20 protein-coding genes are annotated in these 21,206 nt (G+C 67.4%); 9 read left to right on the forward strand and 11 right to left on the reverse strand.

Annotated features, from left to right (window positions below; translation table 11 throughout):
* The first annotated feature begins 6 nt into the window (after nt 1–6).
* From ACAG21_RS13040 to malQ, 3 genes are all read left to right on the forward strand, one after another.
* Nucleotides 7–774: a mannan-binding family protein gene (locus ACAG21_RS13040; protein ID WP_370496533.1), complete on the forward strand. Its 768-nt coding sequence runs from the start codon at nt 7–9 to the stop codon at nt 772–774.
* A gap of 66 nt (nt 775–840) precedes the next feature.
* On the forward strand, nt 841–1,755 hold the full coding sequence (locus tag ACAG21_RS13045) for a class I SAM-dependent methyltransferase (RefSeq protein WP_370496535.1): 915 nt from the start codon (nt 841–843) through the stop codon (nt 1,753–1,755).
* Between the two features lie 37 nt (nt 1,756–1,792).
* Nucleotides 1,793–3,757: a 4-alpha-glucanotransferase gene (gene malQ / locus ACAG21_RS13050; protein ID WP_370496639.1), complete on the forward strand. Its 1,965-nt coding sequence runs from the start codon at nt 1,793–1,795 to the stop codon at nt 3,755–3,757.
* Between the two features lie 6 nt (nt 3,758–3,763).
* Here the strand turns inward: malQ and ACAG21_RS13055 are convergent, their stop codons facing one another.
* Together ACAG21_RS13055 and metH are read right to left on the reverse strand one after the other, a co-directional pair.
* A complete protein-coding gene (locus tag ACAG21_RS13055) occupies nt 3,764–4,045 on the reverse strand; it encodes a hypothetical protein (protein ID WP_370496536.1) in 282 nt (93 codons plus the stop codon).
* A gap of 34 nt (nt 4,046–4,079) precedes the next feature.
* On the reverse strand, nt 4,080–7,856 hold the full coding sequence (gene metH, locus ACAG21_RS13060) for a methionine synthase (RefSeq protein WP_370496537.1): 3,777 nt from the start codon (nt 7,854–7,856) through the stop codon (nt 4,080–4,082).
* A 355-nt stretch (nt 7,857–8,211) separates the two neighbouring features.
* Here metH and ACAG21_RS13065 point away from each other — a divergent pair, with 355 nt between their 5' ends.
* The gene (locus tag ACAG21_RS13065) at nt 8,212–9,099 is read left to right on the forward strand and encodes a PAC2 family protein (protein WP_096288465.1); all 888 of its coding nucleotides are present in this window, start codon (nt 8,212–8,214) and stop codon (nt 9,097–9,099) included.
* A gap of 135 nt (nt 9,100–9,234) precedes the next feature.
* Entirely contained in the window at nt 9,235–10,665 is a 1,431-nt protein-coding gene (locus ACAG21_RS13070) for an amino acid permease (protein WP_370496539.1), read from the forward strand.
* Between the two features lie 4 nt (nt 10,666–10,669).
* Here the strand turns inward: ACAG21_RS13070 and ACAG21_RS13075 are convergent, their stop codons facing one another.
* The 7 genes from ACAG21_RS13075 to ACAG21_RS13105 form a co-directional block, all read right to left on the reverse strand.
* Nucleotides 10,670–11,551: an SDR family oxidoreductase gene (locus ACAG21_RS13075; protein WP_370496540.1), complete on the reverse strand. Its 882-nt coding sequence runs from the start codon at nt 11,549–11,551 to the stop codon at nt 10,670–10,672.
* Nucleotides 11,552–11,567: 16 nt separating this feature from the next.
* Nucleotides 11,568–12,815 carry a cysteine--1-D-myo-inosityl 2-amino-2-deoxy-alpha-D-glucopyranoside ligase gene (mshC, locus tag ACAG21_RS13080; protein ID WP_370496541.1) on the reverse strand — a complete coding sequence of 416 codons (1,248 nt, stop codon included), beginning with the start codon at nt 12,813–12,815 and terminating at the stop codon, nt 11,568–11,570.
* 23 nt (nt 12,816–12,838) lie between these two features.
* Nucleotides 12,839–13,606, reverse strand: a complete 768-nt coding sequence (locus ACAG21_RS13085) for a 3'(2'),5'-bisphosphate nucleotidase CysQ (RefSeq protein ID WP_370496640.1) — start codon at nt 13,604–13,606, stop codon at nt 12,839–12,841.
* A 65-nt stretch (nt 13,607–13,671) separates the two neighbouring features.
* Nucleotides 13,672–14,496 carry an SCO1664 family protein gene (locus ACAG21_RS13090; protein WP_370496542.1) on the reverse strand — a complete coding sequence of 275 codons (825 nt, stop codon included), beginning with the start codon at nt 14,494–14,496 and terminating at the stop codon, nt 13,672–13,674.
* Nucleotides 14,480–15,067 (reverse strand): DUF3090 domain-containing protein, encoded by a 588-nt coding sequence (locus tag ACAG21_RS13095; protein ID WP_342929354.1) that lies wholly within the window; start codon nt 15,065–15,067, stop codon nt 14,480–14,482. Before ACAG21_RS13095 ends, ACAG21_RS13090 begins: the two co-directional genes overlap by 17 nt.
* Nucleotides 15,068–15,130: 63 nt before the next feature.
* A complete protein-coding gene (locus ACAG21_RS13100) occupies nt 15,131–15,871 on the reverse strand; it encodes a histidine phosphatase family protein (RefSeq protein WP_370496543.1) in 741 nt (246 codons plus the stop codon).
* Between the two features lie 66 nt (nt 15,872–15,937).
* Nucleotides 15,938–16,240 carry a hypothetical protein gene (locus tag ACAG21_RS13105; protein WP_370496544.1) on the reverse strand — a complete coding sequence of 101 codons (303 nt, stop codon included), beginning with the start codon at nt 16,238–16,240 and terminating at the stop codon, nt 15,938–15,940.
* Between the two features lie 110 nt (nt 16,241–16,350).
* On the opposite strand from ACAG21_RS13105, the gene ACAG21_RS13110 reads away from it, so the two are divergent.
* From ACAG21_RS13110 to ACAG21_RS13120, 3 genes are read left to right on the forward strand one after another with little or no spacing between them, the layout of a single operon-like run.
* Complete coding sequence (locus ACAG21_RS13110; protein ID WP_370496545.1) at nt 16,351–17,400, forward strand: YncE family protein; 1,050 nt, start codon at nt 16,351–16,353, stop codon at nt 17,398–17,400.
* A complete protein-coding gene (locus ACAG21_RS13115; protein WP_096288478.1) occupies nt 17,397–17,651 on the forward strand; it encodes a DUF5703 family protein in 255 nt (84 codons plus the stop codon). The genes ACAG21_RS13110 and ACAG21_RS13115 overlap by 4 nt, the downstream gene beginning before the upstream one ends.
* A gap of 14 nt (nt 17,652–17,665) precedes the next feature.
* Nucleotides 17,666–18,736: a quinone-dependent dihydroorotate dehydrogenase gene (locus tag ACAG21_RS13120; RefSeq protein WP_370496641.1), complete on the forward strand. Its 1,071-nt coding sequence runs from the start codon at nt 17,666–17,668 to the stop codon at nt 18,734–18,736.
* Here the strand turns inward: ACAG21_RS13120 and ACAG21_RS13125 are convergent.
* A complete protein-coding gene (locus tag ACAG21_RS13125; protein WP_370496546.1) occupies nt 18,733–20,094 on the reverse strand; it encodes an HNH endonuclease signature motif containing protein in 1,362 nt (453 codons plus the stop codon). The genes ACAG21_RS13120 and ACAG21_RS13125 overlap by 4 nt on opposite strands.
* 217 nt (nt 20,095–20,311) lie before the next feature.
* On the opposite strand from ACAG21_RS13125, the gene ACAG21_RS13130 reads away from it, so the two are divergent.
* Nucleotides 20,312–20,644 carry a hypothetical protein gene (locus tag ACAG21_RS13130; RefSeq protein WP_370496547.1) on the forward strand — a complete coding sequence of 111 codons (333 nt, stop codon included), beginning with the start codon at nt 20,312–20,314 and terminating at the stop codon, nt 20,642–20,644.
* Here the strand turns inward: ACAG21_RS13130 and ACAG21_RS13135 are convergent.
* Nucleotides 20,638–21,198 (reverse strand): dienelactone hydrolase family protein, encoded by a 561-nt coding sequence (locus ACAG21_RS13135; RefSeq protein ID WP_370496549.1) that lies wholly within the window; start codon nt 21,196–21,198, stop codon nt 20,638–20,640. The genes ACAG21_RS13130 and ACAG21_RS13135 overlap by 7 nt on opposite strands.
* Nucleotides 21,199–21,206: the final 8 nt, after the last annotated feature.

Below are 21,206 nucleotides of genomic sequence, written 5' to 3' on the forward strand. Positions count from 1 at the left end.
CAGGCCATGCGCAAGAGACTGAGCGCCATACTTCTGTTGCTCACCGCGACGGCGGTTCCCGATGCGGCCATCGCGCGGGCCTCGGCCCCGTCGTTCTGCGGTGAGCTCGGCGGCGACTGGGACGGCCAGTACTGCCACACCACGGTGACCTCGGAACGCAACGCCGTCCGTGACATCAAGGTCGCGCTGCCCGGCGAGCTGATCGACAATCCCGCCACCAGTGGTGTGGTGCGCGACTACTTGCGCACCCTGGTCAGCAACTGGCGCAATGCCAACGCGCACATGGCCGCCGACAGCTACGGCGAGGAGAACTACGAAATCTTGCGGCACGGGAATCTGCTGAGCGCGGTGTTCCACGAGGACTACCACGCCGACGGGCCCAAGCCGAACAATGCCTACCGCACCTTCACGTTCGACATGGCCAGCGGCCGGCGGCTACAGCTGTCGGATCTGACGACGTCGAATCCGCTGACCGCGATCCCACCGCTGGCACAGCCCTTCATCGAGACCGCGCTCAATCAAGCACCGCCCCCGCATGACCCCGGGACCTACCCCTTCATCGTCGATCGCTGGACTCCCGACAAGGTCTACTCCGGGGCCTACAAAGCGTGGGCACTGACTCCCGACGAGTTGATCCTCTACATGCCGGACTATCCCGTCGGCCACGACGAGCCGATCAACTTCTCGCCGGGTCTGCCGCAGTGGTACATGGACGGCGGCACCGTCCAGGCCCACATTCCCCTGGCGGCGCTGGGCCCGGTCCTGCGTATCTAGTCGCGGCCTCGCCGCGTACAGTGGCAGTGGTTAAGTCACCTAACTAACGCCGGGAAGGGAATGCCCATGGCGCGCACCGAGAATGACACCTGGGATCTGGCATCCAGCGTCGGCGCGACCGCGACGGCAGTCGCGACGCAGCGCGCGATGGCGTCGCAGGGGCCGGATGCGCCGCTCGACGACCCCTGGGCCGATCCCCTGGTGCGCGCGGTGGGCAGCGACACCTTCATCAAGCTGATCGACGGAAAGCTCGGCGACACCAACGATCCGGTGATGAATAGAAAGGCCGTGATCGAGCAGATCACCGTGCGCACCCGGTTCTTCGACGACTTCTTTCGGCAAGCCACCGATGCCGGCGTGCGGCAGGCGGTGATTCTGGCGTCCGGTCTGGACACCCGGGCCTACCGGCTGCCGTGGCCGGCCGACACGGTGGTCTACGAAATCGACCAGCCCGGGGTGATCGATTTCAAGACCCGCACGCTGGCCGAGCTGGGTGCTGAGCCGCCCGCGCAACGTCGCACCGTGGCGATCGACTTGCGCGAGGACTGGCCCGCCGCACTCGTCGGCGCCGGGCTCGATACCTCCAAGCCGACCGCGTGGAGCGCCGAAGGCCTGCTCGTCTATCTGCCGCCGGAGGCACAGGACCGCTTGTTCGACAACGTCGGCGCACTGTCGGCGCCGGGCAGCCGAATCGCCTGTGAGCACCTCGATTTCCGCAACATTCCCGCGGATTGGGCGGACCAGCTCACCGAGAGGTCGCGGCGCATCGGCTCGAAGATCAATCTGGCCGAGTTGTTCTACACCGGTGACCGCAACGTCGCCGGCGAGTACCTCAGCGAGCGCGGTTGGCGGGTCGACATCACCACGACCGAGCAGGCCTTCGCCGCCCAGGGTTTCCAGCTTCCGCAAGACGAGCTGGCCTCGTTCGGCGGATCCTCCGGTTACCTGTCGGCGGTACTGGCTGAGACACCGCCCGTGTAAGCGGGGCTGACGCGGGTACACCCCGGTGGTGTCCTCGCTGCCCGACGATCTACGCCGACTCGCCAAAGCCCATGGGGTGGCGACCTTTTACCGCAATGAACGGCGCGAGCCGGTAGAGGTCGACGCCGACGTCGTGGTCAAAGTGCTATCCCTGCTCGAGGTGGATGCCGCGACCCAATCCGGCCGCCGCAGCGAGTTGGACAAGCTGGCCGAGCGGGACGCAGCCCTGGCGCCCACGATCGCGGTACGCGTCGACGGTCGTCGCCGGCCCTTCCCCGGTGCGGTGGGATTGGTCGGCGAGGATGGGGCCGAGACCACCCTGCGCGAGGAATTGCCGGCCGATCTGTCACCGGGGTGGTATCGGCTGCACACCCGTGACGGCCAGGAAGTCACCCTGGTGGCAGCCCCGCCGCAGGTGCCGCAGACACCGGCTACCTGGGGATGGATGCTGCAGCTCTACGGGCTGCGTTCCGGACGATCGTGGGGCATCGGCGATCTGGCGGACCTGCGTGATTTCATCGAGTGGACCGCGGCCGAACACGGCGCGGGCGCGGTCTTACTCAACCCGCTGAATGCGCCCGGGCCGACGCACCCGGTGCAGCCCTCGCCCTACACGCCGTCCAGCAGACGATTCGCCAATCCGCTGGCGCTGCACATCGAGGACCTCGATGCTTACCGTCGGGCCGACCCTGCGACGCGTGCGGAGGTGGATGCGCTGCGCGTCGCGCCCGATACCGAGCGCATCGATCATGATCTCGTGTGGGCGGCCAAGCGCTCGGCGCTGGAATTGTTGTGGCGGGCCGACGGCCGGCCCAGTCCCCTGGACGAACCGGGGGCGTCCGCCGGGCTGCGTGACTGGGCCACCTACTGCGCACTGGCCGAACGCCACGGTGGTCGCTGGCCGCAGTGGCCTCGGCCACTACGAGATGTCAACGGACCGGCCGTGATTGCGGCCCGCAGCGAGCTGGCGCACCGAATCGCGTTCCACGCGTGGGTCCAGCAACGTTGCGCGGAGCAACTCCGCGCGGTGCGCGAAACCGCGCGCAATGCCGGTATGGCACTCGGCGTACTGCACGACCTGCCGGTAGGGGTCGATTCGGACGGGGCCGACGCGTGGGCGCTGGCCGACATGCTGGCAGCCGGGGTGCACGTCGGCGCACCGCCGGACAACTTCACCCCGCGCGGCCAGGATTGGGGACTACCGCCCTGGCGTCCGGACCGGCTCGCCGCCACCGGATACACCGCGCTGCGAGACATGTTGCGCGCGATCGTCGTTCACGCCGACGGCTTACGGATCGATCATGTCGCCGGCTTGTGGCGGCTGTGGTGGATTCCTCCCGGCGACACCCCCGACCGAGGCACCTACGTGCATTACGATGCCGACGTCATGCTCGCGGTCCTTGCCCTCGAGGCGCACCGGGCGGGCGCGACCGTGGTCGGCGAGGATCTGGGCACCGTGGAACCCGAAGTCACTGCGGCACTCGGCGAAAACGGCATGCTGGGTTCTGCCGTGTCCTGGTTCACCCGCGACGAATCAAAGTCCGGACAACCGCTACTTGCCGCATCGGAATGGCCGACGCGGGTGGCCGCCAGCCTTTCCACGCACGACTTGCCCACCGCGGCAGGCTTTTTGCGAGGTGAACATGTGCGCGTGCGCGCCGAACTCGGTCTGCTCGACGACGTACCGGCCGAACAAGCCTCGGCCGACAAGGAAAAAGCCGAGTGGCTGGAATTGTTGCGTTCCCACGGGCTATTGCCGGCCGATCCGGACGAAGCCGCGATCATCTCGGCGATGCACCGCTTCTTGGCGGCCACCCCGAGCCGATTGAAGCTGATCTCGCCCTACGACATCGTCGCCGAACCGCGGCAGCCCAACTTGCCCGGCACCATCGACGAATACCCGAATTGGCGGTTGCCGCTGCCGCAGACGCTCGAGCAGCTGCGCGTCGATCCGCGAGTGGCCGAGACCGCCACCGTCTTCCAGGCTGCCGCCGAAAGCTGACCTTCGTCAGTTGGCCTGCCGGCGGCGCAGGTCGATCGAAATCACCTCGGCGATGTGCTCGTCGTGCACGCTCTGGTCGTGGTCGTCCGCGGCCGTCCTGCTGCGGTGGGCGGACCAGCGCACGCTTCCCGCCAATTCGTGGTAATCCCACACCAAATCACCGACTTCGCGCCGGGCCCGGCCGACCGCGGTGTGTAGCGCCCCGACGATGCGCCGGACATGCAGCGCCGTAACGCCGACGGCCTCAATGGCCAAATACGCAATGCGATTGCGCTCTCGCTCAAGCATGACATCCCTCCCAGATGCCTAGTGAGTTTAAGGCTCAGTCCTCCGGGTTGTAGCCGAGGTTGGGCCCGAGCCAGCGCTCGGCTTCGGCCAGGGTCCAGCCCTTGCGCTTGGCATAGTCGGCGACCTGGTCCTGGGCCATCCGGCCGATCACGAAGTACTGCGACTGCGGGTGCGAGAAATACCAGCCGCTGACGGCGGCACCCGGCCACATCGCCATCGACTCGGTCAGCTCGATGCCGGACCGCTGCGTGACGTCCATCAATGTGAAGAGCGTCACCTTTTCGGTGTGCTCCGGGCAAGCCGGGTAGCCCGGGGCCGGACGGATTCCCACGTACTTCTCGCCGATGAGCGCCTCGTTGTCCAACTGCTCGTCGGGCTGGAATCCCCAGAACTCCTTGCGGACCCGCTGGTGCATCCGTTCAGCGAACGCCTCGGCCAGCCGATCGGCCAGTGACTCCAGCAGGATCGCGCTGTAGTCGTCGTTGGCCGCCTTGAACTCCGCGATCTTGTCCTGGCTGCCGAGCCCCGCGGTGACGGCAAAGGCACCGATGTAGTCGGCAAGACCGGTCTCCTTGGGCGCGATGTAGTCACCCAGCGAGCGGTTCGGGATGCCGTCGCGGTGCTCGCCCTGCTGGCGCAGGTTGTGCAATGTGGTCAGCACCTCGGTACGGGTCTCGTCGGTGTAGACCTCGATGTCGTCACCGACCGCGTTGGCTGGGAAGAACCCGATCACGCCGTTGGCCGTCAGCCACTTCTCCTTGATTAGGGTGTCCAGCATCTCCTGGGCTTCGTCGTACAGCTTGCGGGCGGCCTCGCCCGAGGTCGGGTTGTTGAGGATGTCGGGGAATCGGCCCTTCATCTCCCAGGCGTTGAAAAACGGCTGCCAGTCGATGTATTCGCGCAACTCGGCGAGGTCGTAGTCGTGGAAGTCCCGCACGCCGAGGCCCTGGGCGGGCACCGGCGGCGTGTAGCCGTCCCACTCGATCGGCGTCCGGTTCGCGCGGGCCTTCGCCAACGTCAGCATCGGCCGCTCGTTCTTTTGGGAGTGCCGCTCGCGAAGTGCTGCGTAGTCCTTTTCGGTGGCCTCCAGCAGGGCCGGACGCTGCTTGTCGTCGAGCAACGCCGCGGCGACCGGCACCGAGCGCGACGCGTCCTTGACCCAGACCACCGGACCACTGCGACGCGGCGACACCTTCACCGCGGTGTGGGCGCGCGATGTGGTCGCTCCACCGATCAACAGCGGAATTTCCAGTCCTTCGCGTTCCATCTCGACGGCGAAGTTGACCATCTCGTCCAGCGACGGAGTGATCAGCCCGGACAACCCGATGATGTCGGCCTCGTGCTCCTTCGCCGCGGCCAGGATCTTCTCGGCGGGCACCATCACACCGAGGTCGATCACTTCGAAGTTGTTGCACTGCAGGACAACTCCGACGATGTTCTTGCCGATGTCGTGGACGTCGCCCTTCACGGTCGCCATGATGATCGTGCCGTTGGTGTCCTTACCGGCGGCCGCGCCGGAGGTGACCTTCTCCTCCTCGATGAACGGCAGCAGGTACGCCACGGCCTTCTTCATCACCCGGGCCGATTTCACCACCTGGGGCAGGAACATCTTGCCCGAGCCGAACAGGTCACCGACGACGTTCATGCCGTCCATCAGCGGGCCCTCGATCACCTCGATCGGGCGCCCACCCGCGGCGGCGATCTCGGCCCGCAATTCCTCGGTGTCCTCGTCGACGTGGGCGTCGATTCCCTTGACCAGCGCGTGGGTGATCCGCTCGCGCACCGGCAAGTTGCGCCACTCGGCGACCGCCGCCTCGTCGGCCTTCTCCGTGCTGTTGAACCGCTCGGCGATCTCGAGCAGCCGCTCGGCCGCGTCCTCGCGACGGTTCAGCACGACGTCCTCGATGCGCTCGCGCAGCTCGGGGTCGATCGAGTCGTAGGGCACCAGCGCACCGGCATTGACGATGCCCATGTCCAGGCCGGCCTTGATGGCGTGGAACAGGAACACCGCGTGGATGGCCTCGCGGACGGGGTTGTTGCCCCGGAACGAGAACGACACGTTCGAGATCCCACCGGAGATGTGCACCCCGGGCAGGTTCTCCTTGATCCAGGCGCAGGCCTCGATGAAGTCGATGCCGTAGGTGGCGTGCTCCTCGATACCGGTGGCCAGCGCGAAGCAGTTCGGGTCGAAGATGATGTCCTCGGGCGGGAAGCCGACCTCCTCGGTCAGGATCCGGTAGGCCCGCCCGCAGATCGCCTTGCGGCGCTCCAGGTTGTCGGCCTGCCCCTGCTCGTCGAAGGCCATCACCACGACGGCGGCGCCGTACTTGCGGCACAGCCGTGCTTCGCGGATGAACTTCTCCTCGCCCTCCTTCATCGAGATCGAGTTGACGATCGGCTTGCCCTGCACGTTCTTCAGGCCCGCCTCGATGACCTCCCACTTGGAGGAGTCGATCATCACCGGGACGCGGCTGATGTCCGGCTCGGCCGCGATCAACTTGGTGAACCGGTCCATCGCGGCGACGCCGTCGATCATGCCCTCGTCCATGTTGATGTCGATGACCTGCGCGCCGACCTCGACCTGCTGCAGGGCGACCGACAGCGCGGTGTCGTAATCCTGCGCCTTGATCAGGTTGCGGAATCGCGCCGACCCGGTGATGTTGGTGCGCTCACCGATGTTCACGAACAGGGAATCGTCGGTGATGTTGAGCGGCTCCAGCCCCGAGAGCCGGGTGGCCACCGGGATCTCCGGCAGTTCGCGCGGTGCTTTGCCCTCGACGACCTTGGCGATTTCGGCGATGTGCGGCGGCGCCGTTCCGCAGCAGCCACCGACCAGGTTGACCAGGCCGGCCTCGGCGAAATCGGCGATGTAGGAGGCCTGACGCTCCGGGGACTCGTCGTACTCGCCAAAGGCGTTGGGCAGACCGGCATTCGGATAGCAGGACACGAAGGTGTCCGCGATCCGCGACACCTCGGCGATGTAGGGCCTCATCTCCGGTGCGCCCAGGGCGCAGTTGAGGCCCACCGCGAGCGGTTTGGCGTGCCTGATCGCGTTCCAGAACGCCTCGGTGACCTGGCCGGACAGCGTGCGCCCCGAAGCGTCGGTGATCGTGCCCGAGATGATCAGCGGCCAGCGGCGTCCGCGCTCCTCGAACAGCGTCTCGACGGCGAACACCGCCGCCTTGGCGTTCAGCGAGTCGAAGATCGTCTCGATGATCAGGAGGTCGGCACCACCGTCGACCAGGCCGTTGGCGGATTCGAGGTAGGCGGCGACCAGCTGGTCGTAGGAGACGTTGCGCGCCCCGGGGTCGTTGACGTCCGGCGAGATCGACGCGGTCCGGGTCGTCGGCCCGATGGCGCCGGCGACGTAACGCGGCTTGTCCGGGGTGCTGTACTCGTCGGCGGCCTTACGGGCCAGGGCGGCGCCGGCGTAGTTCAGCTCGTAGGCCAGGTCGGCCATGTCGTAGTCGGAGAGCGAGATCGCGTTCGCGTTGAAGGTGTTGGTCTCGAGGATGTCGGCGCCCGCCTCGAGGTACTCGCGGTGGATCCCCTCGATGATCTGTGGCTGCGTCAGGGTGAGCAGGTCGTTGTTGCCCTGAAGGGCGGTCGGCCACTCGGTGAAGCGGTCGCCGCGGTAGCCGGCCTCGTCCGGGCGGTCGCGCTGGATCGCCGTGCCCATCGCGCCGTCGATCACCAGGATCCGCTGGCGCAGCGCCGCCGTCAGTTCATCGGTGCAGTCGGGGCGGATGTTCGGCGCGAAGGTCTTCGTCGCCGTGCTCGATTCGGAGGCGCTCACGTACGTTCCTTCCATAGCGGAAGGCGTCCTTGACTCTGCCGAGCGTGGCGGCTACCGGCGGGAACCGGCGAACCGTTGCAACGCCTCTCGACCAGAAAAGTCTACGTCCTCCCCCGACGTCTGGACGCCCAGCTCGATCAGACCCACTCGGTGCTCGCGGATCGTGTCGGCAGTGTAGTAATTACCAATGTTAACCAGTTTGCTGACGAGCGTATTTCGTGTCGACCACGTCGAGCAGGCCCGTGACGTCGTCGTGTGCGCTGGTAGCAACCACGTCACGAGGATAGTCGGCCTATGCAAATAGCGAGGTGCGCCGGCCGGCCGCGCGGCTGGGAATCGACGCGGGGCGGGCAGGCCTTAGGCTGATTCTGTGACTCCGCCGGATCGTGGCCCGGAAGCATCAGCGCTCCCCGACCTCCACAACACCATTGTTGTGGCGGCGTTCGAGGGCTGGAATGACGCCGGTGACGCGGCCAGCGATGCGCTGGAACACCTCGACGCGATCTGGGAAGCCCACCCGATCGTGGAGATCGACGACGAGGCGTACTACGACTACCAGGTCAACCGCCCGGTCATCCGTCAGGTCGACGGGGTGACCCGCGAACTGGTGTGGCCGGCGATGCGGATCACCCACTGCCGGCCACCCGGCAGCGACCGCGACATCGTGTTGATGCACGGCGTGGAGCCCAACATGCGCTGGCGCACGTTCTGTGCCGAGCTGGTGGCCATCGCCGACAAGCTCAATGTCGACACGGTGGTGATCCTCGGTGCGCTGCTGGCCGACACTCCCCACACGCGGCCCGTCCCGGTTTCGGGCGCGGCCTACTCCCCCGAGTCGGCGGAACGCTTCGGCCTGCAGGAGACCCGCTACGAAGGGCCGACCGGCATCGCCGGGGTCTTCCAGGACGCCTGCGTGGCCGCCGGGATCCCGGCCGTGACGTTTTGGGCCGCGGTGCCGCACTACGTGTCGCACCCGCCGAACCCGAAGGCGACGGTGGCGCTGCTGCGCCGCGTCGAAGACGTGCTCGATATCGAGGTTCCGCTGGCCGACCTGCCCGCCCAGGCCGAGGAGTGGGAACTGGCGGTCACCGAGATGGCCACCGAGGACGAGGACTTGGCCGAATACGTCCTGTCGCTCGAGCAACGCGGCGACGCCGAGGTCGATGTGAACGAGGCCCTGGGCAAGATCGACGGCGACGCGCTTGCCGCCGAGTTCGAGCGCTACCTGCGCCGCCGCCGCCCGGGATTCGGTAAGTAATTGACGGGCTTGTCCTGTTGCCGTCGGCGGCCGACTGCGAAAAAATCGCTGGCAAACCAACCGGATTGACAGCCCCCGGTCTTGCAGTTCGGGGCCATCCCCGCAGGTTGGGCGAACGACGACGATTGGACCTCGATGACCGCCCTGCCTGATACGCCGCAACCCGATGTCCCGCCCGCGACTCTCAACGAGGAAGCCGGCTACCACAAAGGACTCAAACCCCGCCAGCTGCAGATGATCGCGATCGGCGGCGCGATCGGAACCGGCCTCTTCCTGGGCGCCGGCGGCCGTCTGGCCAACGCCGGGCCCGGGCTGTTCATCGTGTACGGGGTGTGCGGCGTCTTCGTCTTCCTGATACTGCGCGCATTGGGCGAGCTGGTGCTGCACCGTCCGTCGTCGGGTTCGTTCGTGTCCTACGCGCGCGAGTTCTTCGGCGAGAAGGCCGCCTACGTCGTGGGCTGGATGTACTTCCTGAACTGGGCGATGACCTCGATCGTCGACACCACCGCGATCGCCACCTACCTGCGCCACTGGACGACGTTCGCGGTTGTCCCCCAATGGGTTCTGGCCCTGGCAGCCCTCGTGGTGGTGTTGTCGATGAACCTGATCTCCGTCGAGTGGTTCGGTGAGCTCGAATTCTGGGCCGCTCTGATCAAGGTGTTCGCGCTCGTCGCGTTCCTGATCATCGCTCTGGTGTTCCTGGCCGGGCGATTTCAAATCCAGGGGCACGACACCGGAACCGGCAACTGGTCCGACCACGGCGGCCTTTTCCCGACCGGTGCGATAGCACTGCTGGTGACCACCTCAGGGGTGGTATTCGCTTATGCGGCAGTCGAATTGGTCGGTATCGCCGCCGGCGAGACCGCCGAGCCCGAGAAGATCATGCCGCGGGCGATCAACTCGGTGATCGCCCGAGTCGCAGTGTTTTACGTCGGTTCGGTCGCCCTGCTGGGGGTGATGTTGCCCTACACCGCATTCAAGGCCGGTGAGAGCCCGTTCGTCACGTTCTTCTCCAGCATCGGCTTCCACGGGGCCGGCGATTTGATGAACATCGTGGTCCTCACCGCGGCGCTGTCCAGCCTGAACGCGGGACTGTATTCGACCGGGCGCGTCATGCACTCGCTCGCGATGAGCGGCAGCGGCCCCCAGTTCGCGAAACGGATGACCAAACGCGGCGTGCCGTTCGGCGGAATCGCGATGACCGCCGTCATCTGTCTTTTCGGCGTCGCGCTCAACGCCTTCAATCCCGGCAAAGCCTTCGAGATCGTGCTGCACAGCGCCTCGCTCGGCATCGTCGCGTCCTGGGCCATGATCGTGTTGTGCCAGCTGCGGTTCTACCAGAAGGCCCAGGCTGGACTCTTGGAGCGGCCGCGGTTCCGGATGCCGTTCACCCCCTACAGCGGCTACCTCACCTTGGTGTTCTTGGTCTGCGTCGTGGTGCTGATGGCCTTCGATAAACCGGTCGGCATCTTTACCGTCGGCTCGTTGCTGGTGATCGGTCCGGCGCTGGTCGTGGGTTGGTTCGTGGTGCGCAAGCGGGTCGCGGCGTCGGAAACGCACTGGTGAGCGGCTAGGCCTGACCCAACTCCTCGTTGTAGGCGCTGGTGGAACGGCCAAGGGCGGCAACCTCGGCGTCCATCTGGGGCATCAGTTCCGCGGTGGTTCGGCGAATCGGCAGTTCGCCGACGCGAGTGGACAGCACCGGCTTGAGCCAGCGGAACGCGACCACCCAGCCCGGGCAGTAGATCCGGTCCTTGCGCCCCTCGATGCCTTTGACGAATGCGGTCGCGCAGCTGTCCACGTCGGTGGTCTTGTTCAACGGCCAGGGCAGTTTCTTGAGCAAGGTGGTGAACGCGGGCAGGTCGGCCTTGGTGTCGCGGACCAGCGCCGTGTCGATCCACGACATGTGCGCCACCCCGATGCCGACGCCGCGATAACCCACCTCGAGTCGCAGCGCGTTGGCGAAGTGCTCGGTGCCGGCCTTCGACATGTCGTAGGACGCCATGCCCGGGGCCGCCGCGAACGCCGCCAGCGACGACACGATCAGCAGGTATCCACGCCGCTCGATCAGCGCGGGCAGCGCGGCGCGCGCGGTGTGGAAGACGCCGAGCAGGTTGACGTCGAGCACCCGTTTGAATGCCTCCGGGTCGACTTGCAGCACCGAGCCGTAGCTCGCGATGCCGGCGTTGGCCACCGCGACGTCGAGCCCACCGAAGCGCTGTACGGCGGCCTCGACGACGGCCTGCATGGCGGGCAGGTCGCGCACGTCGGCGACCGCCGTCAGCACGTGCTCGTCACCACCGAGTTCGGCGGCGATGGTGTCCAGCGCGGCATTGTCGAGATCGGTCAGGACGAGTTTGGCGCCGTTGTCACGCAGCCGGCGGGCGACCTCGGCGCCGATTCCCCGGGCACCTCCGGTGATGAGAACGACTTTGCCCTGCAGCGATGTCATGGCCGTCAACTACCTTTCACAGTTCCACGCCGAGCAGCGCGTCGATCGCGGTGGCCACCAACTTTGGCGCAGCCTCGTCGTGTCCGCCGTACTCGAGCGCGTCGGTGGCCCAACCATCAAGTGCCGCAATCGCTTTCGGGGTATCGAGGTCGTCGGCCAGGTACTTGCGCACCCGGGCGATGACGTCGGTGGCATCCGGGCCGGCCGGCAGCGTCGTCGCGGTGCTCCAGCGCTGCAGTCGCGCGGCGGACTCGTCGAGCAGCTGCTGGCTCCAGGAGCGGTCCGCGCGGTAGTGCCCGGCCAGCAGACCGAGCCGAATGGCAGCCGGCGAGGCGCCTTGCGCGCGCAGCACCGACACCAGCACCAGGTTGCCGCGGCTCTTCGACATCTTGTGCCCGTCCCAGCCGATCATCCCCGCATGCACATAGTGCCGGGCGAATCGCCTTTCGCTCCTTACACATTCGGCGTGCGCGGCGGTGAATTCGTGGTGCGGGAAGATCAGGTCGCGGCCGCCGCCCTGAATGTCGAGGCCACTGCCGATGCGGCTGAGTGCGATCGCTGCGCACTCGACGTGCCAACCGGGGCGCCCGGCGCCGAACGGGGCAGCCCAGCTGGGCTCCCCGGGCCGCTCGGCCCGCCACAGCAGCGCGTCGAGTTGGTCGGTCTTGCCGGCGCGGTCCGGGTCGCCGCCGCGCTCGGCGAACAGCCGCAGCATGGTGTCGCGGTCATAGCCCGACTCGTAGCCGAACTGCGGCGTGGCGTCCGCGCGGTAGTAGACGTCCGGATATTCGCCGTCGACGACGTAGGCCGCCCCCGACGCCAGCATCTTTTCGACGAGCTCCACCACTTCGGGAATGGCTTCGGTCGCGCCGACATATTCGCGCGGCGGCAACACCCGCAGCGCGGCCATGTCCTCGCGGAACAGCGCCACCTCGCGATCGCCGAGCTCACGCCAGTCGATGCCGTCGCGCGCGGCCCGCTCGAACAGCGGGTCGTCGACGTCGGTGACGTTCTGCACGTAGTGCACGTCGTGCCCGAGATCGCGCCACAGCCGGTGAATCAGGTCGAAAGCGAGATAGGTGGCCGCGTGGCCCAGGTGCGTGGCGTCGTACGGGGTGATCCCGCAGACGTACATGGTGGCGGCCGAACCGGGGCCAGACCCGGCCGCCACCGGGCGGACCTGGCGATCGGCGGTGTCGTAAAGCCGTAGCTCCGGGCCGCGTCCGGGCAGCACCGGAACCTGTGCGGGAGACCACGACTGCATGCTGTCGACTTTAGGCCCGGCGGTCAGCGCCACGCGTCGCGGATGGCGCCGAGCAGGATCGGTGCCACCTCCGCGCGACACATCACGAAGTCGGGCAGGTACGGGTCTTCCTGGTTGTAGCGCATCGGCGAGCCGTCCAGCCGCGACGCGTGCATACCCGCCGCCATCACAACCCCGGCCGGCGCCGCCGAATCCCACTCCCATTGACCGCCGGCGTGCAGGTAGGCGTCGACGTCGCCGTCGATGATGGCCATCGCCTTGGCGCCCGCCGAACCGATCCCCACGGGCTGGATCGCCAGCGACTGCCGGATGCGGTGCAGCACGGCCGGTGGCCGGGTCGCGCTGACGGCGATGCGCAGCGTGTGCGGAATCCCGGCCCGCGCCTGGCTGCCGTCCACCGTGTCGCTGCGATACACGACGTTGTCGCGCGCGGGCAAAGAGACTGCCGCATCGGTGATTTCGCGCCGGCCATCGACGGGACGCTGCCACAGCGCGATATGTACCGCCCAGTCGTCACGCCCCGGGGTGGAGAACTCGCGGGTACCGTCGACCGGATCGATGATCCACACCCGGTCGTGCTTGAGCCGCTTCAGATCGTCGTAGGCTTCCTCGCTGAGCACGGCATCGTTGGGACGCTCGGCCCGCAGCCGCCGCAGGATCAGCTCGTTGGCCAGGCTGTCACCGGCGTCGCCGAGCATCCACGGATGACCGAAGCCGACCTCCTCGCGGACTTTCAGCAGCAACTCCCCCGCGTCGGCGGCGAGATCGGCGGCCAATTCGGCGTCCGTCATCTCCGCCGATTGGTCGTGGGAGGCCGGACTCACCGTCTCAGTATCGCCGACGGCGATGCCGGACCCTAAAAGGCGGGCCAGGGAATGGGGCGATGCCGGTTGGGGACGGGCATTACCGGGTTGTCCAGCAGCGCGTGCGCCCGCATGCCCAGCGCCGCGATCTCGGTTCGGGTGATCTGCCCGGCCAGCGCGTCGCCGAATTCACCGCCCAGCGCGTCACACAGGCCGGCGACGGCCTGGCACGTCTGATCGTCGATCGGCTTGCCGGCCCAGCCCCACAGCACTGTGCGCAACTTGTTCTCGACGTGCAGGGACACTCCATGGTCGACGCCGTAGATGTGGCCCTCGAGGTCGCGCAGGACGTGGCCGCCCTTGCGATCGGCGTTGTTGATCAGCACGTCGAACACCGCCATCCGCCACAGCCGAATGTCGTCGGCGTGCATCAGGATGACCTCGTCGCCGCGGTAATCCTGAGCACGCAGCACCGGCAGATAACCCGGCTGCTGCCGGCCGGCGGGAAACAGGTCCACCAGATCCGGCCCCGGACGGGGATCGCTGTCCACCTCGTCGCCCGGCTGCTTGACCCACAGCTGCAGCATGCCCGGTCCCGCCGGGCCGTGACGAATGATGGTGTAGGGCACCAGGTTCCAGCCCAGCTGTGCCGACACCTGATACGCGGCAAGCTCGCGGCCGGCCAGCGTCCCGTCCGGGAAGTCCCACAGCGGCTGCTCGCCGGAGATGGGCTTGTAGACGCAGTGCACGCTGGACTCGCCCAACGTGGCCTCGCACAGAAAGGTGGCGTTGCTGGCCGAGCGGATCCGTCCGAGAACCGTCAGCTCGCCGTCCCGCAAGACCTCTCGATCGTCATTCTTGTTATTCAGGGGGGTCATCGTTCGACCCGAGCAGCGCACCGCGCTTGTAGCCGTTGGCGCGCGCGCAAATGTGGCCCTCAGGGTCCAACGGTTCGTCGCACAGGGGGCAGGGCGGTCGTCCCGCCGAGATCACGCGATTGGAGCGGGTGGCGAACTGCCGCGCCGATTCGGGGGTCAAGAACACGCGCACCGCGTCCGGGCCTTCGTCGGTGTCATCGAGCACCACCGAGGCGTCGAACTCGGCATCGGTGACGGCCAGCAGTTCGACCACGACGGTCTGCGCCTCCGAGTCCCAACCCAGGCCCATGGTCCCGACCCGGAACTCGGCGTCGACGGGCGTGATGAGCGGGTTGAGGTCGTCGACCTCGGACGGCTCCGGCGGGACCGGCGTCCCGAACCGGCGATTCACCTCGAGCAGCAGCGCGCCGATGCGTTCGGCGAGCACCGCGACCTGTTGCTTCTCCAGGACGACCGATACCACCCGGGAATCGCCCACCGCCTGGATGTAGAAGGTCCGATTTCCGGGCTGACCGACGGTCCCGGCCACGAAGCGGTCGGGAGTGCGGAATACATGGATTGCGCGAGCCATGGCACCTCCAAAATACCGGCTGTTGCCGTCGCAAGGCGATTCGATTCGGTTGCAGCAACCGACTTAGTCAGTGGATCCCCCGACGACCGCGTCGCTCGACGGCTCCGCGTCGGCCGGTTGTTGTTGCGGCTCTTCTGATTTGTCGCCCTCGTCGCCCGTCTTGGGTGGCGGACCAGCCCGCAGCGCCGCGGCCAGCCGTCCACCGGTGTGGTTGACGTGTAACACGAACGGCCGCAGCGGGGTGTAACGGATGACGCTCACCGATGCCGGATCCGCGGTGACGCGCTGGAAGCCGTCCAGATGCATGCCGTACGCGTCGGCGATCAACGACTTGATGACATCACCGTGAGTGCAAGCCACCCACAGCGCGTCACCGCCGTGCTCCTCGCTCAGCCGCCGGTCGTGTTCCCGCACCGCGGCGACCGCGCGCGTCTGCACTTGGGCCAAGCCCTCGCCGCCGGGAAACACCGCCGCACTGGGGTGCGCCTGCACGACCCGCCACAGCGGCTCCTTGCCCAGCTCGCCGATCTTGCGGCCGGTCCACTCGCCGTAGTCCACCTCGGCCAGCCGGTCCTCGACGAACGGCTCCAGGCACAGCGCCTCGGCCAGCGGTGCGACCGTGTTCCGGCAGCGCAGCAGCGGCGAGGTGATCACCGCGCGGATCGGCAGGTCGCCGATCCGGTCGATCAGGCCCACCGACTGCTCGCGGCCCTTGTCGTCGAGGTCGACGCCCTCGGAACGGCCGGCCAGGACGCCCGCGGTGTTCGAGGTCGAACGGCCGTGGCGCAACAGGATCACCGTCACGTCGCGGCCATCGTTTGTGTCACGACGACGACCGTACCCGCTGCCAATCGCCGAGCTCGGCAGTGACTAGCGAGACACGGGGACCGCGGCGGCGACCGAGTCGCGCACCGCCGCGGTCAAACTGCGCTCGTCGGTGACGTCGATGTCGACCAGACCGCGCACGGCCGTCGCGACCACGTCCTCGGCCTGCGGAACCGGCCCGGCGAGGCACGGCCGGTAAATTTCGACGACGAGCGAGCGATGCTCGATGTGGAACGAAAAACTGCGTCCGTCACCAACTTGTCCGTATCCGCTCGCGAAGATGCCTGTCGAAATGTCTTCGACAGCAAACTCTTTGTCTGCGGTATGCCGGTCAGCGATGACGGTCATGATTCGACCATACCTCTCCAGTACGGGCGCATGTCGGCAACATCGCCCTATTGGATGCGGAACCGTTCCTTAGAATTTGTATTCCATGTCCACCGATTCAAGGTTGGTTGTTGCTAACACGTCGTAAGCCCACAGCTCAACGATCTTTTGTTGGCCTGATCACTTTGCTGGCATTGGTCGCTGGCTGTTCGTCGAATCCGCTCGACAGCGGCCCGCCGACCATCGAATCCGCGCGTCCCGCCCAGTCACCGCCGGTGTCGCAGATTCCGGCCGGCACGGTGCGGCCACTGGCCGCCCACGTCGCGGCGACCGTCTTCGACGACGGTACCCGGCAGCTGGCGGTGCTGACTCCCGGCGCCGATGCGGGAGCGCCCGCCGGGGTCGCGGTGTTCGGCCCAGGGCAGGTCGCGCCGCGGGTGATCGGGCTGCCGGGCCCCGCGACCGCGCTGACCAGCGACGGCCACGGCACCGCCTACCTCGCCGCCCGGGGCGGCTACGTCGTGCTGGACCTGGTCGGCGGCCACGCCACGCAGGTCAATGTCGCCGATTCAGCGGGTGTGGACTTCACCGCGATCGCGCGCCGAGCCGATGGCACGTTGATGCTGGGCAGCGCCGACGGTGCGGTGTACACCGTGGGCGCTGACAGCGGGGGCAGCGCGACGGTGCAGAACCGGACGAAGATTTTCGCCCGCGTTGACGGGCTTGTGACACAGGGAAATACGACGGTGGTTCTGGATCGTGGACAGACCTCGGTGACGACGATCGGTGCCGACGGCCGTGTCGCACAGTCACTGCGGGCCGGCGCGGGCGCGACCACGATGGTCGCCGATCCGGCGGGTCGGGTCCTGGTAGCCGACACCCGCGGCGACGAACTGCTGGTGTACGGCGTCGACCCCCTGATCCTGCGGCAGGCCTACCCGGTGCGGCAGGCTCCGTACGGACTGGCCGGCTCTCGGGATTTGGCCTGGGTGTCACAAACCGCATCGAATATGGTTATTGGTTACGATTTGGCAACCGGAATTCCCGTAGAAAAGGTGCGTTACCCAACTGTGCAGCAACCCAACTCGTTGGCCTTTGACGAGGCATCGGACACCTTGTACGTGGTGTCGGGGTCCGGTGCGGGGGTCCAGGTCATCGAGCGCGCGGCGGGCACGCGTTGACGGCGCCGCGGTGGAGTCGCCTACCGGCGGGCTGGGTCTCGGACATGTCCGACGACTACGAATGGGTGCCGCTGCGCCTGCCCCCCGAGGTGACCAGGCTCAGCGCCTCGATCCGGCTGTCCATCGAGGCCGAATACCGTGGCTGGGAGCTCACCCGGGTGCGGCTGTACAACGACGGCAGCAGACGGGTGTTGTTGCGCCGCAAGAAAACACGTGTCAGTGACCGACGGCCCGATCAGCCGGAACTGTGACGGTGGATAACGGTCTGTACGGTCTGCTGCGCCGCGTTTTCTTCTTGATCCCGCCCGAGCGGATTCACACGCTGGTCTTCGCCGCGCTGCGCGCCGCGACCGCCGTAGGGCTGCCGCGCCGGCTGCTGCACCGGCTGTTGGGACCGACGGATCCGGTGTTGGCCAGCACGGTGTTCGGTGTGCGCTTCCCCGCGCCGCTGGGGCTGGCGGCCGGCTTCGACAAGGACGGCATGGGGCTGCGCACCTGGGGCGCCTTGGGTTTCGGGTATGCCGAGGTCGGCACCGTGACCGCGCACCCGCAGCCCGGCAACCCGGCACCGCGCCTGTTCCGGTTGCCAGCTGATCGGGCGCTGCTGAACCGGATGGGGTTCAACAATCACGGTGCCGGCGAGCTGGCCACCCGGCTGGCCCGCCATCAGCCGGACGTGCCGATCGGGGTGAACATCGGCAAGACCAAGGCCACGCCGGCCGCCGAGGCCGTCGACGACTACCGGGCCAGCGCGCGGCTGGTCGGCCCGCTGGCGTCGTATCTGGTGGTCAACGTCAGCTCGCCGAACACGCCGGGGCTGCGCGATCTGCAGGCGGTCGAATCGTTGCGGCCCATCCTGGCCGCGGTACTCGCCGAGACGTCGGTGCCGGTGCTGGTCAAGATCGCCCCGGACGTCAGCGATTCCGACGTCGACGACATCGCGGACCTGGCCGTCGAGCTGGGACTGGCCGGCATCGTCGCGACCAACACCACGGTGTCGCGCGAGGGTCTGCGCACCCCGGGCGTCGAATCGTTGGGACCGGGCGGCGTCTCCGGGCCGCCGGTGGCACACCGCGCGGTCGAGGTGCTGCGCCGGCTGTATCGGCGGGTCGGCGATCGGCTGGTGCTGATCAGCGTCGGGGGCATCGAGACAGCAGACGATGCGTGGGAGCGGATCATCGCGGGGGCGTCGCTGCTGCAGGGCTATACCGGCTTCGTCTACGGAGGTGGCCTGTGGCCCAAGCACATTCACGACGGCATCGCGAGACGGCTGCACGACGGCGGGTTCGCCTCGCTGAGCGATGCGGTGGGGTCGGCGATCGGCCCGCCGACCTAGGCGGCGCCGTCTCCTTCGTCGGCTAGCAGATTCTCCGGGTGATGAAAGGTGTTGACACGGGGCCGATCTCGGTCGAGATGCGGCGGCGGGATCCATTCCGTGTCGCCGTTGGCGCGTTTCCGGGTTTTCCAGCCGCTTTCGTGGAGTTTGTGATCGGGGCCGCAGGCCAGGGTGAGCTGGTCGATGTCGGTGCGACGGGTTGTCGCCCAGTCTTCGACATGATGGACCTCGCACCAGTAGCCGGGCACGTCACAGCCCGGGCGGGTACACCCGCGATCCTTGGCGTAGAGGACTATTCGCTGTCCCGCCGAGGCCAGCCGCTTGGTGTGGTACAGCGCAACGGGTTTGGCGTCGTCGAAGACCGCCAGGTAGTGGTGGGCGTGGCGGGCCAGCCGGATCACGTCGCTGATCGGAAGCACCGTACCGCCGCCGGTCAATCCCTTGCCGGCCGCGGCGTCGAGGTCCTTCAGCGCGGCTGTCACGATGATCGTGGCCGGTAAACCGTTGTGCTGTCCGAGCTTTCCGCCGGCCAGCACGGCGCGTAGTGCGGCGTTGAGGCCGTCGTGATTGCGCTGGGCGGCGGTGCGGATATCACGGCGCGCGACATCGGCGGCGGGCGGACCGTCGACGACGGGCATGTCGTCCTCGGGATTGCACATACCGGGAGTGGCGGTTTTGGCCAGCACGGCCTCGATAGTGGCGCGGGCCTCGGGAGTCAGCCAGCCGCTGAGCCGACACATCCCGTCGGCGCCCTGCTTGCCCAGGGTCAGTCCGCGCCGGCGGGCGCGGTCGTCATCGGAGTAGTTGCCGTCGGGGTTGAGGTAGGTGGCCAGCCGGTCGGCGAGCTTGGCCACCTGGTCGGGCCGATAGTGGGTGGCGTGTTCGGCCAGATCCCGCTCGGCACATTCCCTGGTCTCGATGTCCACCCACTGCGGCATCCGGTCGAAGAACTGGCGGATGACCGCGACATGAGAAGGCCCAATCTTGCCGCCGCGCTGGGCCGTTGCCGTCGCGGTCAATACTGGCGGCAACGGCTCGCCGGTGATCGCACGCCGCGGTCCGAGATCGGCCGCCTCGGCGATACGCCGGCCGGCTTCGCTTCGCGTGATGCGCAACTGATCGGCAAGTGCCACGGCCAGGCTGCCGCCCAATTCTTCGGCTGTCGCCTGTTCGCCGATCTGGTTGATCAGTTCATGCCCGGGGACCCGCAAGCGCCGCGTCTCGTGTTCGAGTCGCTCCAACAATGCCAACCGCTCGGGCGTGGTCAGCGCGTCGAATGAGTGCCCCACGACGCGGGACACCGCGGTGCGCAGCGCATCGAAATCCTGCTGGATCTCCTCGCGGCTACTCGAACGCATGTTCGAATTGTATGACCGCCCACCGACAAGAAAGCTCGCTTGAAACCACTGAAACCAAAGTGACTCAAGTGGTTCCGACGACGGCACTCCGGCCCACCGCCACCTTTGCCTTCTGCCGACACGATGCAGGCTGCAAGTATTTCGAGATTCGCTGTCTGGGCCTGGCAATAGCTGTACGGTGGCCGCACCACAGTCGATCCGCCCGAGGAGGCCTGCGGTGCGAGTCAACCGATTGACGATGGTCGCAACGACTGCGGTGGTTATCGCGGGCTGGACCGCTGGCACCGCGAACGGCGAGCCGACTGACACCGCCACGTGTTACGAACTTGGCAGCGCCAAGGACAACCTCATGGTCGCGTCGAAACCGGAGACCGCCCGCAAGGCTGCCGACACGCTGGAGAACTACAGCCCTCCCGACGCGGTCAAAGACGCGATCGAGCATTTCGTCACGACGGTAGGCGCTCAACCGAGCGATTCCGCCCTCGACGCCAATCGCAGCTCAATTGCCAACTGGCTCAAGCAAATATGTCCGATGCTGAACACTTACTGAAGGTACTCCGCGACGAAATCGACTGTGCGGCGCTGCCATTCAAGGTACGGCCGCATCATCGAATGGCCCGCACCGGCGATGCCCACCCACTGCGCATCCAGTCCGCGCTGACGGGCTCGTAGCGTCTGGATCCGCGACGCTTCGGGGTCGGTGCGGGTGTCGGCGGTGCCGTGCACCACCAGCAGCCGGGTCGACGGCGGAATCAGGTCGCCGTCATCGCGGGGCCAATACGGTGCCAGCGCAACCACGGCACCGACCTGTCCGCCGGCGGCGAGCCGGGTCGCGACTCGACCACCCATCGAATGACCGACCAGCACAATGCTTTTCGCATCGAAACGGTGGCGGACGGCGTCCAATACCGCGGTGGCGTCGGCGACCGCGTCGTAGCGCGGACTGTTCCAGCCGCGCAGCCGGTATTGGACGCGCCGCACCTCGACGTCGCGGCCCAGCCGCCACCGCAGGGCGGCAACGACCAACATCATCCGGACGTTGGCCAGCTGCCACCACCGCGACGCCTCGTCGCTGCGCACCCGCCCGCCCGGGAGGACGAGCACACACGCGC

Origin of the sequence: Mycobacterium sp. pR1184 (assembly GCF_041287235.1) — a bacterium.
Taxonomy (GTDB): domain Bacteria; phylum Actinomycetota; class Actinomycetes; order Mycobacteriales; family Mycobacteriaceae; genus Mycobacterium.

Coding starts and splice junctions, on each gene's coding strand:
- ACAG21_RS13095 (WP_342929354.1), bottom strand. CDS start 15,067: ATGGCTCGCGCAATCCATGTATTCCGCACTCCCGACCGCTTCGTGGCC.
- ACAG21_RS13045 (WP_370496535.1), top strand. CDS start 841: ATGGCGCGCACCGAGAATGACACCTGGGATCTGGCATCCAGCGTCGGC.
- metH (WP_370496537.1), bottom strand. CDS start 7,856: ATGGAAGGAACGTACGTGAGCGCCTCCGAATCGAGCACGGCGACGAAG.
- ACAG21_RS13085 (WP_370496640.1), bottom strand. CDS start 13,606: ATGACGGACGCCGAATTGGCCGCCGATCTCGCCGCCGACGCGGGGGAG.
- ACAG21_RS13125 (WP_370496546.1), bottom strand. CDS start 20,094: ATGCGTTCGAGTAGCCGCGAGGAGATCCAGCAGGATTTCGATGCGCTG.
- ACAG21_RS13055 (WP_370496536.1), bottom strand. CDS start 4,045: ATGCTTGAGCGAGAGCGCAATCGCATTGCGTATTTGGCCATTGAGGCC.
- ACAG21_RS13040 (WP_370496533.1), top strand. CDS start 7: ATGCGCAAGAGACTGAGCGCCATACTTCTGTTGCTCACCGCGACGGCG.
- ACAG21_RS13105 (WP_370496544.1), bottom strand. CDS start 16,240: ATGACCGTCATCGCTGACCGGCATACCGCAGACAAAGAGTTTGCTGTC.
- ACAG21_RS13075 (WP_370496540.1), bottom strand. CDS start 11,551: ATGACATCGCTGCAGGGCAAAGTCGTTCTCATCACCGGAGGTGCCCGG.
- ACAG21_RS13090 (WP_370496542.1), bottom strand. CDS start 14,496: ATGACCCCCCTGAATAACAAGAATGACGATCGAGAGGTCTTGCGGGAC.
- ACAG21_RS13070 (WP_370496539.1), top strand. CDS start 9,235: ATGACCGCCCTGCCTGATACGCCGCAACCCGATGTCCCGCCCGCGACT.
- mshC (WP_370496541.1), bottom strand. CDS start 12,815: ATGCAGTCGTGGTCTCCCGCACAGGTTCCGGTGCTGCCCGGACGCGGC.